Source organism: Micromonospora sp. NBS 11-29, assembly GCF_002140155.1.
Taxonomy (GTDB): domain Bacteria; phylum Actinomycetota; class Actinomycetes; order Mycobacteriales; family Micromonosporaceae; genus Micromonospora.
The window spans coordinates 43,820-58,161 of sequence record NZ_NAPR01000023.1 but is presented as its reverse complement, the minus strand read 5'-3'; the positions used below and the strand labels follow the sequence as shown (position 1 = coordinate 58,161).

At 73.8% G+C, this 14,342-nt stretch carries 14 protein-coding genes and 2 pseudogenes; 6 read left to right on the top strand and 10 right to left on the bottom strand.

Annotation, left to right across the window (positions count from 1 at the left end; genetic code table 11):
* Nucleotides 1–75 precede the first annotated feature (75 nt).
* Nucleotides 76–1,059 carry an MHYT domain-containing protein gene (locus B1205_RS24770; RefSeq protein WP_089157903.1) on the top strand — a complete coding sequence of 328 codons (984 nt, stop codon included), beginning with the start codon at nucleotides 76–78 and terminating at the stop codon, nucleotides 1,057–1,059.
* Between the two features lie 133 nt (nucleotides 1,060–1,192).
* Here B1205_RS24770 and B1205_RS24765 read toward each other — a convergent pair whose 3' ends face one another.
* Nucleotides 1,193–2,149 (bottom strand): 5'-3' exonuclease, encoded by a 957-nt coding sequence (locus tag B1205_RS24765; protein ID WP_176308781.1) that lies wholly within the window; start codon nucleotides 2,147–2,149, stop codon nucleotides 1,193–1,195.
* 207 nt (nucleotides 2,150–2,356) lie between these two features.
* Between B1205_RS24765 and B1205_RS24760 the strand changes: the two genes are divergently transcribed.
* Nucleotides 2,357–4,942 carry a discoidin domain-containing protein gene (locus B1205_RS24760; RefSeq protein ID WP_089157801.1) on the top strand — a complete coding sequence of 862 codons (2,586 nt, stop codon included), beginning with the start codon at nucleotides 2,357–2,359 and terminating at the stop codon, nucleotides 4,940–4,942.
* Nucleotides 4,943–4,996: 54 nt separating this feature from the next.
* Here B1205_RS24760 and B1205_RS24755 read toward each other — a convergent pair whose 3' ends face one another.
* From B1205_RS24755 to B1205_RS24740, 4 genes are all read right to left on the bottom strand, one after another.
* Nucleotides 4,997–5,749: a glycosyltransferase family 2 protein gene (locus B1205_RS24755; protein WP_254910189.1), complete on the bottom strand. Its 753-nt coding sequence runs from the start codon at nucleotides 5,747–5,749 to the stop codon at nucleotides 4,997–4,999.
* A gap of 95 nt (nucleotides 5,750–5,844) precedes the next feature.
* Nucleotides 5,845–6,480, bottom strand: coding sequence for an ElyC/SanA/YdcF family protein (locus B1205_RS24750; protein ID WP_089157799.1), 636 nt, complete (start codon nucleotides 6,478–6,480; stop codon nucleotides 5,845–5,847).
* Nucleotides 6,481–6,489: 9 nt separating this feature from the next.
* Nucleotides 6,490–6,747, bottom strand: coding sequence for a DUF4873 domain-containing protein (locus tag B1205_RS24745; RefSeq protein WP_089157798.1), 258 nt, complete (start codon nucleotides 6,745–6,747; stop codon nucleotides 6,490–6,492).
* A 25-nt stretch (nucleotides 6,748–6,772) separates the two neighbouring features.
* A complete protein-coding gene (locus tag B1205_RS24740; protein ID WP_254910180.1) occupies nucleotides 6,773–7,456 on the bottom strand; it encodes a TetR family transcriptional regulator in 684 nt (227 codons plus the stop codon).
* 65 nt (nucleotides 7,457–7,521) lie between these two features.
* On the opposite strand from B1205_RS24740, the gene B1205_RS24735 reads away from it, so the two are divergent.
* On the top strand, nucleotides 7,522–8,424 hold the full coding sequence (locus tag B1205_RS24735; RefSeq protein ID WP_089157797.1) for an AurF N-oxygenase family protein: 903 nt from the start codon (nucleotides 7,522–7,524) through the stop codon (nucleotides 8,422–8,424).
* Nucleotides 8,425–8,461: 37 nt separating this feature from the next.
* On the opposite strand, the gene B1205_RS24730 is transcribed toward B1205_RS24735, so the two are convergent.
* The 5 genes and pseudogenes from B1205_RS24730 to B1205_RS24710 all read right to left on the bottom strand — a co-directional run bounded on the left by B1205_RS24730 (nucleotide 8,462) and on the right by B1205_RS24710 (nucleotide 11,530).
* The gene (locus B1205_RS24730; RefSeq protein WP_089157796.1) at nucleotides 8,462–9,898 is read right to left on the bottom strand and encodes a cellulase family glycosylhydrolase; all 1,437 of its coding nucleotides are present in this window, start codon (nucleotides 9,896–9,898) and stop codon (nucleotides 8,462–8,464) included.
* Between the two features lie 143 nt (nucleotides 9,899–10,041).
* Nucleotides 10,042–10,332 carry a BON domain-containing protein gene (locus B1205_RS24725; RefSeq protein WP_089157795.1) on the bottom strand — a complete coding sequence of 97 codons (291 nt, stop codon included), beginning with the start codon at nucleotides 10,330–10,332 and terminating at the stop codon, nucleotides 10,042–10,044.
* Nucleotides 10,326–10,840, bottom strand: a pseudogene (locus tag B1205_RS33170) (STAS domain-containing protein). The gene B1205_RS24725 and the pseudogene B1205_RS33170 overlap by 7 nt, the downstream one beginning before the upstream one ends.
* Complete coding sequence (locus B1205_RS24715) at nucleotides 10,837–11,151, bottom strand: hypothetical protein (protein WP_089157794.1); 315 nt, start codon at nucleotides 11,149–11,151, stop codon at nucleotides 10,837–10,839. The pseudogene B1205_RS33170 and the gene B1205_RS24715 overlap by 4 nt, the downstream one beginning before the upstream one ends.
* Nucleotides 11,152–11,161: 10 nt before the next feature.
* Nucleotides 11,162–11,530: an STAS domain-containing protein gene (locus B1205_RS24710; RefSeq protein WP_089157793.1), complete on the bottom strand. Its 369-nt coding sequence runs from the start codon at nucleotides 11,528–11,530 to the stop codon at nucleotides 11,162–11,164.
* A 151-nt stretch (nucleotides 11,531–11,681) separates the two neighbouring features.
* On the opposite strand from B1205_RS24710, the gene B1205_RS24705 reads away from it, so the two are divergent.
* From B1205_RS24705 to B1205_RS24695, 3 genes and pseudogenes are all read left to right on the top strand, one after another.
* Nucleotides 11,682–12,362, top strand: coding sequence for a response regulator transcription factor (locus B1205_RS24705; protein WP_089157792.1), 681 nt, complete (start codon nucleotides 11,682–11,684; stop codon nucleotides 12,360–12,362).
* Nucleotides 12,359–13,653, top strand: a pseudogene (locus B1205_RS24700) (sensor histidine kinase). Before B1205_RS24705 ends, B1205_RS24700 begins: the two are co-directional and overlap by 4 nt.
* A gap of 11 nt (nucleotides 13,654–13,664) precedes the next feature.
* Nucleotides 13,665–14,225, top strand: coding sequence for a GerMN domain-containing protein (locus B1205_RS24695; RefSeq protein WP_176308791.1), 561 nt, complete (start codon nucleotides 13,665–13,667; stop codon nucleotides 14,223–14,225).
* Nucleotides 14,226–14,342: the final 117 nt, after the last annotated feature.

Here is a 14,342-nt window from a genome sequence, read left to right as displayed (position 1 = left end):
CCTGGTCACAGGCTGCCGGATCATTGCCGGGGCGTGACCGGTTCACGCGCCGGCAACGGATCGAGGATGGTCGCCGTGGGCGAGATCAATCACTTCGAGTACGGGTGGATCACACCCGCGCTCAGCTACGCGCTGTCCGTGCTCGGTTCGGCGCTCGGGCTGGTCTGCGCCGGGCGGATCCGCAGCGCCACCGGCGCCGGCCAGCGCGCCTGGTGGGGCCTGCTCGCGGCGTGGGCGCTGGGCGGCACGGCCATCTGGGCGATGCACTTCATGGCCATGCTCGGCTTCGCCGTCAGCGGCACCCGGATCCGCTACGACGTGCCGCTCACCGCGGCCAGCACCGCGATCGCGGTGGGCGCGGTCGGCATCGGTCTGGCGATCGTGGGCACCGGCCGGCTCGCCGCGCCCCGGCTGATCGCCGGCGGGTTCTTCACCGGCGCCGGAGTCGCCGCCATGCACTACACCGGGATGGCCGCCATGCGGCTGGACGGCCGGCTCGACTACGACCCGCTGCGGGTGGCGCTCTCCATCGTCATCGCGGTGGTCGCCGCCACGGTGGCGCTCTGGCTGGCGATGACCGTCCGCCGCGGGCTCGCCATCATCGCCTCCGCGCTGGTCATGGGCGTCGCCGTGAACGGCATGCACTTCACCGGGATGAGTGCGCTGTCGGTGCACCTGCACGAGACTCGCGGCGCGAGCGCCGGCACCGAGGTGAGCAGCCTGCTGGTGCCGATCGTGCTGGCCGTGGTCTTCGGCGTGGTCGGGCTGGTCTACGCGCTGCTCGCCGCCCCGTCCGACGACGACCGCGCCGGTGCGGCGTACGTGGCCGCACGGCTCGACGCCGCGTCGCCCACGGCCACCACCGACCCGGCGCCGGACCCGGTGGGCCTGCGGGCGCGGTCGATGCCCGACCAGTCCGCGCCGGACGCGGTGGACGCCCGGACCCGCCCGGCGGCGCAGCAGTCGTCGGCGGACGCGCTGGGTTCCCGGGCCCGGTCGACGCTGGCGCAGCCCGGCGCGCAGTTCCCGTCCCGACGGAACATCGACCCCCGCCGCTGACCCGCCTTGGCGGGCGCAGGGCCGTTCCCACGACGGCTGGCCCGCCAGTTCGGCGAGGTGGCGGTGTCGACCGGCTCGGGATGTCGCCGTTTCGGCGAAACGCAGACGTGGTCCGCCCCGCGCCCGCGGCCGGTCAGGCGCGGGGAGCGGCCAGCGCGTCGACCAGGCGCCGGCACGAGCCGGCCAGGTTCCACCGGTGCGCGAGGTCGAGCAGTCGGTCGGGGTCGGCGGGGGCCGTCGGCAACGTCGGGTCCAGCTCGGGCAGCGGCACGTCGGTGGCGACCCGGACGACCCTGGGCGCCACGGCCAGGTAGTCGCGGGCGGCGTCGAGCTTGGCCCGCAGCCCCGGGGCGAAGCCGGAGGCCGGGTCGTCCAACGCGGCGAGGATGCCGTCCAGCGCGCCGTAGCGGTCGATCAGCCGGGCGGCGGTCTTCTCGCCGACCCCGGGCACCCCGGGCAGGCCGTCACTCGGGTCGCCGCGCAGCGCGGCGAAGTCGGCGTAGCGGTCGGCGGGCACGCCGTAGCGGGCCCGGACCGCGGCGTCGTCGCAGTCGTCGAGCTTGGCGACGCCCCGGCCGACGTAGAGCAGCCGCACCGGGTGGGCGTCGTCGACGAGCTGGAACAGGTCGCGGTCGCCGGAGACCACCTCGACCGGGCCGGGCTGGGTCACCGCGAGCGTGCCGAGCACGTCGTCGGCCTCGTAGCCGGTGGCCCCGACCGCGGGGATGCCGAGCGCGTCGAGGACCTCCAGGATCATCGGCACCTGCGGGGACAGCGTGTCCGGCACGACCTCCCCACCCTCGGGCGCGACCCGGTGCGCCTTGTACGACGGCAGCAGCTCCACCCGCCACGCCGGCCGCCAGTCGTGGTCGAGCGCGCACAGCATCCGGTCGGGCCGGCGGGTGCGGACCAGTTGGGCGAGCATGTCGAGGAATCCGCGCACGGCGTTGACCGGCTGGCCGTCGTCCGTCCGCGCAGCCGACTCGGGGATGCCGAAGTAGGCGCGGAAGTAGAGGCTGGGGGAGTCGATCAGCAGGATCGGGGGTCGGTGTGCCACGCGGACCAGCCTGGCACAGCCTACCGACGACATGGGGGACGGGCGCGGCCGAGCCGACTGCCCCCGCTTAGTTCCGGACTTTTCACAAGGCGCGAAAAAAGCCCCTCGGCACTCGTCCGGGAATTGACATTCGCCGTTGCCTACGGGGAAGGTCCACCGCACGGGCGGGCACCGGCGCCACGACCGGAACCCGCCCACCGCATGTCACGCCCTCGCACTCCACCCGTCCCGGAGATGCCCATGTCATCCGTACCGTTCCCGCTGTCCCCACCCCGCCGAGCGGCCCGGCGGCTGCTCGTCGTGTTGACCGCCCTGCTCGCCGCCGTGGCGCTGGTCGCCCCGCCGGGCCCGGCCCGGGCCGCCGACCCGCTGCTGTCGCAGGGCCGGCCGACCACCGCCTCGTCCACCGAGAACGCCGGCACGCCGGCGTCCAACGCCACCGACGGCAACACCGGCACCCGCTGGGCGAGCACCTTCGCCGACCCCCAGTGGATCCAGGTCGACCTCGGCGCGACCGCCACCGTGTCCCGGGTCAGCCTGGCCTGGGAGGGCGCGTACGCGCGGGCGTACCAGGTGCAGACCTCGACCGACGGGGCCACCTGGACCACCGTGTTCGCCACCACCAACGGTGACGGCGGCACCGACGACCTGACCGTCAGCGGCACCGGCCGCTACGTGCGGGTGTACGGCACCGCGCGGGCCACCGGGTACGGCTACTCGCTCTGGGAGTTCCAGGTGTACGGCACGGTCGGCGGCGGCAGCGGCTGCGACACCGCGACCAACGCGGCGCAGGGCCGGCCCGCCACCGCCTCCTCGACCGAGAACGCTGGCACCCCCGCCTCGGCGGCGGTCGACGGCAACCCGGGTACGCGCTGGGCCAGCGCCGCCGCCGACCCGCAGTGGCTCCAGATCGACCTGGGCGTCGTGCGGAGCATCTGTCGGGTGGTGCTGACCTGGGAGGCCGCCTACGGCCGGGCGTACCAGATCCAGACCTCGACCGACGGCGCCACCTGGACCTCCGTCTACAGCACCACCAGCGGCGACGGTGGCACCGACGCGCTCACGGTCAGCGGCTCGGGCCGCTACCTGCGGGTGTACGGCACCGCGCGGGCCACCAGCTACGGCTACTCGCTGTGGGAGGTCAGCGTGCACACCACCGGCGGCGGCACGATCCCGGGCGGGGGTCCGCTCGGCCCCAACGTGATCACGTTCGACCCGTCGATGTCGGCCGCCAGCATCCAGAGCCAGCTCGACGCCGTCTTCCGCACCCAGGAGTCCAACCAGTTCGGCACCCAGCGGTACGCGCTGATGTTCAAGCCGGGCGACTACTCCGGCATCAACGCGCAGATCGGCTTCTACACCTCGATCATGGGACTCGGCCGGAACCCCGGCGACGTGCGCATCCGCGGCGATGTCACGGTGGACGCCGGCTGGTTCAACGGCAACGCCACCCAGAACTTCTGGCGGTCGGCGTCGAACATGCAGATCTTCCCGTCGGCCGGGTTCACCCGGTGGGCGGTGTCGCAGGCCGCGCCGTTCCGCCGGATGGACATCCAGGGCGACCTGAACCTGGCCCCGAACGGCTACGGCTGGGCCAGCGGCGGCTACATCGCGGACAGCCGGGTGACCGGCGTGGTCCAGCCGTACTCGCAGCAGCAGTGGTACACCCGGGACAGCAACGTCGGCGGCTACCTCAACGCGGTGTGGAACGTGACCAACTCCGGCGTGGTCGGGGCGCCCGCCACCAGCTTCCCGAACCCGCCGTACACCACGCTGGCGCAGACCCCGGTCAGCCGCGACGTGCCCTACCTCTACCTCGACGGCGCCGGCGCCTACCAGGTCTTCGTGCCGTCCACCCGGACCAACGCCAGCGGGGCGTCCTGGTTGGGCGGTGCCACCGCCGGCACGTCGATCCCGCTGAGCCAGTTCTACGTCGCCAAGCCCGGCGACTCGGCGGCCACCATCAACGCCGCGCTCGCCCAGGGGTTGAACCTGCTGTTCACCCCCGGCGTCTACGCGGTCGACCAGACCATCGCGGTCAACCGGGCCGGCACGGTGGTGCTCGGCATCGGCTACCCGACGCTGGTGCCGCAGAACGGCGTGGTGCCGATGACGGTCGCCGACGTCGACGGGGTCCGGCTGGCCGGGCTGCTGTTCGACGCCGGGGCGGTGAACTCGCCGGTGCTGCTCCAGGTCGGCCCGGCGGGGTCGACCGCGCGCCACACCGGCAACCCCACCTCCGTCCAGGACGTCTTCTTCCGCATCGGGGGCGCGCACGCCGGCAAGGCCACCACCAGCCTGGTGGTCAACCAGGACGACGCGTTGATCGACCACATCTGGGCCTGGCGGGGCGACCACGGCACCGGCATCGGCTGGACCGTGAACACCGCCGACACCGGCCTGATCGTCAACGGCGACTACGTCACCGCGCTCGGGCTCTTCGTCGAGCACTACCAGAAGCACGAGGTGATCTGGAACGGGAACAACGGACGGACGATCTTCTTCCAGAACGAGCTGCCGTACGACCCACCGAACGCGGCGGCCTGGATGAACGGCTCCCGGGTCGGCTACGCGGCGTTCAAGGTGGCCGACGCGGTCACCACGTTCGAGGGCTGGGGAATGGGCAGCTACTGCTACTTCAACGTGGACCCGACCATCGCCGCCTACCACAGTTTCGAGGCGCCGACCCGGTCCGGCGTACGGTTCCACAACCTGCTGACCGTCTCGCTGGGCGGCAACGGGTCGATCACCCACGTCATCAACGACACCGGGGCCACCGCCCAGGGCACGAACACGGTGCCGGTGAACCTGGTCAGCTACCCCTGACCGGTCCCGGGGACGGCCGGGCGACCGGCCGTCCCCGGTCACGACCGCGCCCGCTCAGGTGATCCGCGCCGCGGTACGCGACGACGTGACCTCGACGTCGGCTCGGTCGGGCTCGACCGGCGCGAACGAGAGCAGCCGGCGCGCCGCGAAGCCGACCAACGGCCGGTAGATCCGCACCGAGTCGGCGAGCGCGGAGAAGTGCGACCCGGAGTTGCCGGCGTGGTAGTGGGTGGCGATGTCGACCTGCTCGACCGGCAGGCCCTCCCGCACGGCGTGCAGCAGCACGTTCATCTCGTACTCGAAGCGGTCGCCGGGGACCGTGGTGAGCCAGCCGATCAGCCCGGCCGGGTAGGCCCGCAGCCCGGTCTGGGTGTCCCGCACGTCCCGGCCGGTGGCCAGCCGGAACGCGGCGCGCGTCGCCTCGTTGCCGAACCTGCTGCGCGCCGGCACGTCGCCGTCGAACCGGCGCACACCGAGGGTCGCTGCGCCGGTGTCCCGCATCCGGTCGGCCACCCGGACCACGTCGGCCACCCGGTGCTGCCCGTCGGCGTCCACGCACACCACGTCCGCGCCGGGACGGTGGCTCGTGGCGTACCGGAAGCCGGTGCGCAGCACCACGCCCTTGCCCCGGTTGACCCGGCGGCGCAGCACCGTGGCCCCCCGGTCGCGGGCCGCGGCGAGCACGCCGGCGGCGGCCGGGCCGCTGCCGTCGTCGACCACCAGCACGGACGCCCCGGGCAGCGCGGCGGTCAGGTCGGTGACGAGCGGCGGCAGCCGGTCACCCGGTCGGTACACCGGCACCAGCACGATCAAGGGGGACCTCCCGGGTGGCTTCGCCCGCCGGCAGGCTCCGCCGGGTCGATCCGTCGTACCCCTCGGGGCGGGCCACGAATCCACCGTGGTCAGCGACCGCCCAGGAGGCGTCCGACCCGGTGCGCGGCGCGGGTCAGTCGCCGTTCGCGCCGCAGGAGCGCCTCCGGGGTACGCAGACCGAGATAGCCGAGTCGGCAGGCGACCCGGGCCGCCCGCTCCTGTCGGGCCGGCACCGGATCCGGGCCGGACACCGGCACGTCCAGCAGCGCCGCGCCGGCCAGCCCGAGGACGCGACCGGCGAGCAGGCGGATCCGGGGGAGGTGCCACGGGTGGGAGACCAGCCCCAACGGGCGGGCGGGGGTGAACTCCGCCGCGCCGAGCAGTCCGTCCTGGACGGTGTGCGCCAGGTTCTGCAACGTGGTGCGGGAGCGGGTCTCGGCGACCGACCGGGCGTACGCGTCGAGGCCCGCGGCGCGGGCGAGGGCCCGCATCAGCTCGCCCTCCCGGAACTCCGGCGGCGGGCCGGGCGCACCGGCGGGCCCGTGCGGCCAGCCGCCGGTGAAGACCACCCGCGCGTCGGCGGTGCGCCGGAAGGCGGCCGCGTGGGCGCGGACGTACGCGACCGCGGCCCGGGTGCGCGCGACGCTCTCGGTGGTGAGCCGGTAGCCGTCGTCGGCGGCGACCACGCCGCGACCGAAGACCAGCAGCACGGTGGCGGTCGTCATCCTTCCGCCCTACCCCCAGGGCGGCGGGCCCACGCCGGTGATGCGCACGCCGCCCCACGGGTCGACCTCGCCGAGCCGGCCCCGGGCCACCCGCTCGCCGATCCGGATCTCCACGTCGCGCCGGCCGGCGCGCAGCAGCCGCACCAGCCTCGGCTCCGGTTCGATCCGCCCGGCCCAGTGGTAGCGGCCGTCGACCGGCTCCCACCGACCGTCGGCGTGCAGCCGCACCGGGGTGCCGGCGATCTCGGCCGGACCCTGCCAGCTCACCGGTCGATCCGCTCGTGCGCGCGGGTCAGCTCCGGCGGCAGGTCGGCGCGCCGCGCCGGACCCCTTCGATGCCGCTCCACAGCAGCGTGGTCAGGTAGTCGGTGAGCGCCTCCCGGCGGATCGGCTGCCCGTGCGTGGTCCACCAGTCGCCGACCGCCTGCACGAACCCGACCAGCCCGTACGCCCACGGCTCGGCGGGACCGGCGTCGAGGCCGAGCGCGCGCAGCCGGTCGCCGATCACCCGGGCCAGCCCGGTGGCGACCTGGCGGCTGGTGCCGGTGACCACCTGCTGGATGCCGGGATGGCCGGACTCGTGCAGGAGGAAACGGTAGAGCGTCGGCTCGGACTCCACCACACCCAGGTACGCGTCGATCGTCGCCTCGACCAGCGCCCGCTCCTCGCGGACCTGCGCCACCGCGGGCGCGATCGTGTCCACCACGCGGGCCGCCACCACCTCGCTGACCGCCAGCCAGAGTTGCGCCTTGTCGGCGAAGTAGCGGTAGAGCACCGGCTTGCTCACCCCGGCGGTGGCCGCCACCTGCTCCATGTCGACGGTCGGACCGTGCCGCAGCAGAGCCTGCACGGCGGCGGCGATCAACTCCTGCCGCCGTTGCTCGCGGTGGCCGGCCCAGCGGTCGCGGCGGCCGGTGCGCGGGGCCGGCTCCGGTGGCGGGTCGGCGGCATTGACATCGGTGGAGGTGCGTCGCATGCTACTACTCGTAACAGTTACTCGAAGTTACGTCAATCTTGACGTTGCGTCAGTGCGGAGGGGTCATGGAGCCGACGCCGGCCGGATTCCCACGGGAGGCGGTCGCCGACCGTCTGCTCGACGCCTCCGTACGCACCAGCCACGACCCGATGGTGGAGGTCGACTGGTCGGCGCCGCCGGTGCCCGGGGCGTACTGGCTGCCGGCGCGACGCAGCAGCCTCTACGGCACGTCGCTGTGGGACGGCCTGACCGAGGCGCAGCGGATCGAGCTGACCCGGCACGAGGTGGCCAGCGCGGCCAGCGCCGGGGTGTGGTTCGAGACGATCCTCATGCAGATGCTGATCCGGCACTACTACGACGCCGACCCGACCAGCCGGCACGCCCAGTACGCGCTCACCGAGGTCGCCGACGAGTGCCGGCACTCCATCATGTTCGGCCGGCTCATCGAGGCGATGGGCACCCCGGTCTACCGCGCCGACCCGATCGACCACCTGCTCGGTCGCTGGCTCAAGGCCACCGCCACCGGCCCGCAGATGTGGGCGTCCATCCTCATCGCCGAGGAGATCCTCGACGCGTTCCAACGCGAGGCCATGGCCGACGAGTCGGTGCAGCCGCTGACCCGCATGGTGTCCCGGATCCATGTGGTGGAGGAGGCCCGGCACGTGCGGTTCGCCCGGGCCGAGCTGGCCCGTCAGGTGGAGGCGGCCGGGCCGGTCGCGCTGGGCTACGCGCGGCTGGTGATCGGGCGGGCCGCGTACTCGATCACGCGCCGGCTGGTGCACCCCCGGGCGTACGCGGCGGTCGGCATCCCGCCGGCGGTCGGCGTCGCCGCGGCCCGCGGCAACCCGCACTGGCGGGCGACCCTGTGCTGGTCCGCCCGGCGGATCGTCGAGCATCTCGGCGAGTTGGGGCTGATCGCCGGACCGGGCCGCCTGCTGTGGCGACGCGCCGGCCTGGTCGAGGGTTGACCGGCGGCGACCCGGAGGGCCGCCGCCGGTCGCCCGCTCAGGAGGTGGGGAAGTTGTCCGGGGTGCGGATGCGGTTGCGCATGTACGCGCCGGACTCGGTGAGCACCGAGGTCCCGGTGAAGGTGCCCGCCGCGCAGGTGCCCGGCCGCAACGCCGCGCTGCCCTCGGCCGCGTCGGAGTACGTCCAGTTGGCGTAGCTGATCTTCAACCGGTCGAGCAGGTCGAGCCAGGCGTTGCTGCTGGCCGTGTCGACCGCGCCGTCACCGGTGTAGGTGACCGTGCCGAACTCGGTGACGAACAGCGGCAGCCGGGCAGCGGCCCGCTGCACCTCGTTGCGGTAGTTGTCCTTGTGCGACGCCGCGTAGAAGTGGAACGTGTACATGATGTTGTCCGCCCGGACCGGGTTGTTCACGACCTCGTCGGAGTTGCCGCCGTCGGAGACGCCCAGCGAGGACCAGCCCCGGGTGCCGACGATGACCACCGCGTCCGGGTCGTTGGCCCGGATCACCGGGATGACCTGCTCGGCGTACGACCGGATGGTCGACCAGCTCACCCCGTTGGGCTCATTGGTGATCTCGTAGATCACGTTCTTCTTGGCCGCGTTGCGCGCCGCCACGTTCGCGAAGAACGTCTTGGCCCGGTCCAGGTTGTACGTCGGGTCGCCGGGGGTCAGGGTGTGGAAGTCGATCAGCGCGTACATGCCCCGGGCCTCGGCCTTGTCGACCAGCGCGTTCACCTGGTTGGTGAAGGCGGTCGGGTTGGTCTCGTAGCCCTGCTCCTGCACGTACATCGCGATGCGCAGCAGGTCGGCCTGCCAGTCGTTGGCCAGCGCGTTGAGTGAGGCGTCCGGGTAGCAGTTGGCGAACCACTGCAACCCGTGCGTGCTCATGCCGCGAAGCTGGATCGGCTTGCCGTACTGGTTGCAGAGGTTGACCCCGCAGACCCGCAACTGGCCGTTGATCGCCACCGGCGTGGTGCCGGTCGGCGGCGGCGGGGTGGTCGGCGGGGCAGAGGTGGGCGGCGTGCTGGTGGGCGGCGGCGTGCCGGTGCCGCCGGTGCAGGCGGTGCCGTTGAGCGTGAACGCGGTCGGGTTCGGGTTCGACCCGGTCCAGGAGCCGTTGAAGCCGATGCTGGTGCTGGCGCCGGTGCCCAGTGAGCCGTTGTAGTCCACGCTGCGCGCGGTGACCGCGGAACCACTCTGCTGCCAGGTGGCCGACCAGCCCTGCACCACGCGCTGGCCGCCGTCGGGGAAGGTGAAGCCCAGCGTCCAGTTGCTCACCGGGTCGCCGAGGTTCTTGACCGTCACGTTGGCGGTGAACCCGCCCTGCCAGGAGTTGGTGGTGTAGGTGACGGCGCAGCCGGTCGCGGCCATCGCGTTGGTCGACGGCAGCACTGCGGTGGCCGCCAGGGCGAGCGCGCCGACGGCGCCGCCGACGAGCAGGTGCCGCCGGGACGGACGGGGTATCGAGATCATGCGGGAAGGTCCCATCTGATGGGTGGTGATCGGACGGTGCCCGTCGTTGACCTGCCCGGAAAGCCCGACGTGGCAGCCTGTGGAGCGCTCCCACGCCGAGGGTAGAGGCGGATGCCGATGGGTGCAACCGCCCGCGCCGAAGATCAGCGCCCGCCGCGCCGCCCGCCGTAGAGCCGCAGCGCGTTGCAGACGTCGAACACACCCGGCACGTCCCAGGCCAGCTCGGCGGCGACCCGGCGGGTCTCCGGATCGGCGACCAGCCCGGCGAGGATGACCACCCGGTTCTGCACGGTGACCGTGATCTGCTGCCGGCGGGTGGTCCAGTCGGCGCTCAACCGCTGGGCCACCGCGGAGGCGAGCGCCGCGTCCGCGCCGTCCGGCTCGGGGCCGCCGCCGGTGAACGGGAACTCGGGGTACGGCCAGGGCGTCACCACGGGGAGGGCTCCTTCTGTTCGGTCACGAGCGCGGGTCGGGGCGCGGCTCCCGACGCCGGGGTGCGGCCGTCGACGACGCTGAAGACGCCGTCGAGCCGCATGGTGTGCAACACGGTGAGCACGAACCGGGACGGCGCCACCAGGCACAGCCGCCGGCCGTCCCGCCGGGCCTCCTGGTGCGCGCGGACCAGCAGGCCGAGGCCGACGGAGTCGATCACCTCCAGGCCGGCGAGGTCGACCAGCACCCGGTCGTCCCGGACGCAGCGNGCGCCCCGCCGACCTGCTCCAGGTCGTCGAGGCCCAGACCGTCGTCGGCGACCGCCGCCCGGACGCTGCACCGGGGGCAGTGGTGCGGCCCGGAGGCGAACGGGGAGCCGACCCAGTCGTGTTCGAACACCAGCGTCCACACCACCTCGGCGTCCGGCAGGGTGGCGCCCGTGCCGGTGACGCTGTCGCCGCAGCCGTCGCAGATGAGCATCATCAGGTGTTCCGCCGGTACGACCGTCACACCTCCTCCTTTCGCCGGGCGGCCGGGTCACCGGACGCCTGCCGACCCGCCGTCGGTCGGCCCGCGGCCAGCACCGCCAGCACGACCGCGACGGCGGCGAAGCCGGCCTGCACCACCAGGGGCAGCAGCATCGACGCGGCGGGACGGCGGTCGACCAGCCCGACCACGATCGCGCCGAGCAGCGCGGCGGCCACGCCGAGCGCGAGGGTCAGCCAGACCGGGGCGGCCTTGCGCCCGGGTACGGCGAGCCGGCCGACCCCGCCGACCATGAGGCCGACGACGACGGCCCCGACGAGCGTGCTGCCGGTCACCGATGTCTCCTCATCGCCGCGTCGACGCGACCCGGGCCCGGCCCCGGGCGGCCGGTCGGGGCGAGTCGACGATGGGTACGGCCGCGCCCAGCCCGGTGGCCAGGATGCGTCGGATCCGGGGGTGCGGATTGCTCAGCAGGAGAGTGGCGCCACCCCGGGTCAGTCGACGGTGCACGTCCAGCAGCAGCGCCACGGCTGCGGCGTCAACGTGCCGGCACTCGGCGAGGTCGATCGTCACCTCCCGGGGGCGCAGCGCCAACACCTGGTCGAGGACGTGCGCGACCTCCGGCAGCCCGGCGAGGTCCAACTCGTCGGTGATGTCCACCCGGACGTGCGGCACGCCGGACTCCGGCGGCGGGGACGGCAGGCTGGTGGTCATCGGTTCGCTTCCGTGGCGGGGATCGGGTCAGGCCACCACTCTGGGCGGCGACCGTGGAGGTCACCGGACGGTTGTATGACGGTTCGGTGACAAAAACCGCGATCGGCCGGCGGGATTGGGCGACCCGTGGTCGGCCGGTCATGATGCCCATATGACGGCCGTACTGGTGATCGAGGACGACGACCGCATCCGGCTCGCGCTGCAACTCGCCCTGGAGGAGGAGGGCTACGACGCCCGGGGGGCGGCGACCGCCGAGGAGGGCCTGCGGCGGCAGCGCGAGCAGCCGGCCGACTACGTGCTGGTCGACCTGATGCTGCCCGGAATCGACGGCTTCGACTGCATCCGGCAGTTACGGCGCGACGACGACGTCCCGGTCGTGGTGATCAGCGCCCGCGACGACACCCACGACATCGTCGCGGCGCTGGAGGCCGGAGCCGACGACTACGTGGTCAAGCCGGTCGCGATCAAGGAACTGTCGGCCCGGTTGCGGGCCCTGCGCCGGCGGGTCCGGACCGTGACCGTGGCCGGGCCCGCGCCCGCCCAGTTCTTCGGTGACCTGGAGATCAGCGCGGAAGCCGGCGAGGTCCGCCGCTCGGGCCGGCCGGTGCCGGTGACCCGGACCGAGTTCCGGCTGCTCTGCGAGCTGGCCGAGCACGCCGGCCGGGTGCTGTCCCGCCAGCAGTTGCTGAGCCGCGTCTGGGGCTACGAGACCGGGGACGAGCGGCTGGTGGACGTGCACGTCGGCCGGCTGCGGCAGAAGATCGAGCCGGACCCGGCGAACCCCCGCCACCTGGTCACGCTGCGGGGCCTCGGCTACAAGCTCCAGCGATGAGCCGTCCCGGACTGCGCGCCCGGGTCACCGCCGTGTTCGCCGTCGGCGCCCTGCTGCTCGCCGCCCTGATGGCCCTCTTCTCGTACGACCTGACCCGCCGCTCGCTGCTCGACGAGCGCGAGCGCACCGCGATCCGGGCCGCGTACTACGACGCCGCGGTGGTCCGCTCGGGCCTGGACACCGGCACCCCGGACGTGGTGGCGGTGCTGCGTTCGCTGGACACCGGCAGCGCCCGCCGCCCGCTGCNCCGGCGGAACTGCAACGCGTGGTCGCCGACGGGCAGCCCGCCGTGCAGCGGATCCGCCTCGACGGTCAGCCGACCCTGCTGGTGGGCGTGCCGCTCCCTGGCGAGCTGGGCTACTACGAGCTGACCTCGCTGCGCGAGGTGGAGGAGACGTTCCAGGTGGTCGGCCTGGCGCTGACCGCGGTGGCCATCATGATCGCCGGAGCCGGCGCGGCACTGGGCTGGTATGCCACCCGGCACAGCCTCCGGCCGCTCACCGCGGTCGCCGACGCGGCCGAGCGGATCGCGGCCGGCGACTTCGCCACCCGGCTGGACCCCACCACCGACCCGGACCTCACCCGCCTGTCCAGCTCGTTCAACGAGATGGTCGACAAGCTGGTGCGGCGGATCGACCGGGACCGGCGCTTCGCCGCCGACGTCAGCCACGAACTGCGCTCCCCGCTCCAGACGCTGGCCGCCGCGGCGAGCGTGCTCGAGCGCCGCAGGGAGCACCAGGACGAGCGCACCGCCACCGCGGCGGGCCTGGTCGCCGACGAGGTGGCCCGGTTCCAGCGCCTGGTCGACGACCTGATCCAACTGGCCCGCACCGAGCAGCCCGCGCATCGGGAGACGGTCGACGTGGCCGAACTGGCCCGGTCCGCCTGCCGGGAGCGGTCCCTGCCGGAGAGCCTGGTGCAGGTGCCGGCCGGGGTCCCGCACCGGTGGTGGGTCGACCGGCGCCGGCTCGCCCAGGTCCTGCTCAACCTGCTGGAGAACGCCGAACGTTACGGCGGTGGTCCGGTCGCCGTCCGCCTCGGCGCCGAGGACGGCGTCGGGGTGCTGGAGGTCGACGACGACGGTCCGGGCGTGCCACCGGCCGACCGGGAGGCCATCTTCGACCGGTTCGTCCGGGGTCGGGCGGCGCACGATCGGGCCGCCACCGACGGCACCGGCCTCGGGCTCGCCCTGGTGGCCCAGCACGCCGCCGCGCACGGCGGCACGGCGGCGGCCCTGGACCGGGACCGGGGCGCCCGGTTCCGGGTCGAGTTGCCCGGAGCGGTCCGATGACCCGCCGGCCGGTGGCGGCCCTGCCGGCGGTGGCGGCGCTGGCGGTCGTGCTGCTGGCTGGCTGCGGAGTGCCGGTCGACGACGAGCCCCGCCTGGTGCAGCCGCCGCCCGGCCGGTCCCCGACGCCGGCCGGGACGGCGACCGTCGACCCGGACGGGCGGGTGGACGAGCCGTTCTGCTTCGTCCGGGACGAGGGACTGGCGGTGGCGACCCGAAGGGTGGAGGGCCTGCCGGGCGTGGACGCCCACCTCCAGCACCTGCTGGCCGGGCCGGACCGCGCGGAGCGCAGCCGCGGGCTGGCCACCGCGCTGCCGGGCACGGTGGCCGTGGCGGGGGCGACGCTCGGGGGCACCGTCGCCACCGTCGACGTACGCCAGGCCGGTGAGGAGACCGGACGCAACGACGAGGTGCTCGCCTTCGGGCAGATCGTGTGCAGCCTCACCCAACGGCCCGACGTGGACAGCGTCGCGTTCCGCCGCGACGGGCAGCCGCTGGAGGTCCCACGCGCGGACGGGAGCGTGTCGGCGCTGCCGCTGACCGCCGCCGACTACCGGCCGTTGTTGCCCCGCTGACATCGCTGCTTTGGCCTTTTGTCCGTCTTTGAGGGAAACATCCATCAACCGTTCGGTTGATTTGGCCGTGCCCTTTGGTCTAGTGTGGCTGGCACGACCGGTGTGGGAAGCCACCCG

Excerpts from the sequence above, each read along its gene's own strand:
- B1205_RS24705 (WP_089157792.1), top strand. The coding sequence starts at position 11,682 with ATGACGGCCGTACTGGTGATCGAGGACGACGACCGCATCCGGCTCGCG.
- B1205_RS24730 (WP_089157796.1), bottom strand. The coding sequence starts at position 9,898 with ATGATCTCGATACCCCGTCCGTCCCGGCGGCACCTGCTCGTCGGCGGC.
- B1205_RS24760 (WP_089157801.1), top strand. The coding sequence starts at position 2,357 with ATGTCATCCGTACCGTTCCCGCTGTCCCCACCCCGCCGAGCGGCCCGG.
- B1205_RS24710 (WP_089157793.1), bottom strand. The coding sequence starts at position 11,530 with ATGACCACCAGCCTGCCGTCCCCGCCGCCGGAGTCCGGCGTGCCGCAC.
- B1205_RS24740 (WP_254910180.1), bottom strand. The coding sequence starts at position 7,456 with ATGCGACGCACCTCCACCGATGTCAATGCCGCCGACCCGCCACCGGAG.
- B1205_RS24750 (WP_089157799.1), bottom strand. The coding sequence starts at position 6,480 with ATGACGACCGCCACCGTGCTGCTGGTCTTCGGTCGCGGCGTGGTCGCC.
- B1205_RS24735 (WP_089157797.1), top strand. The coding sequence starts at position 7,522 with ATGGAGCCGACGCCGGCCGGATTCCCACGGGAGGCGGTCGCCGACCGT.
- B1205_RS24765 (WP_176308781.1), bottom strand. The coding sequence starts at position 2,149 with ATGTCGTCGGTAGGCTGTGCCAGGCTGGTCCGCGTGGCACACCGACCC.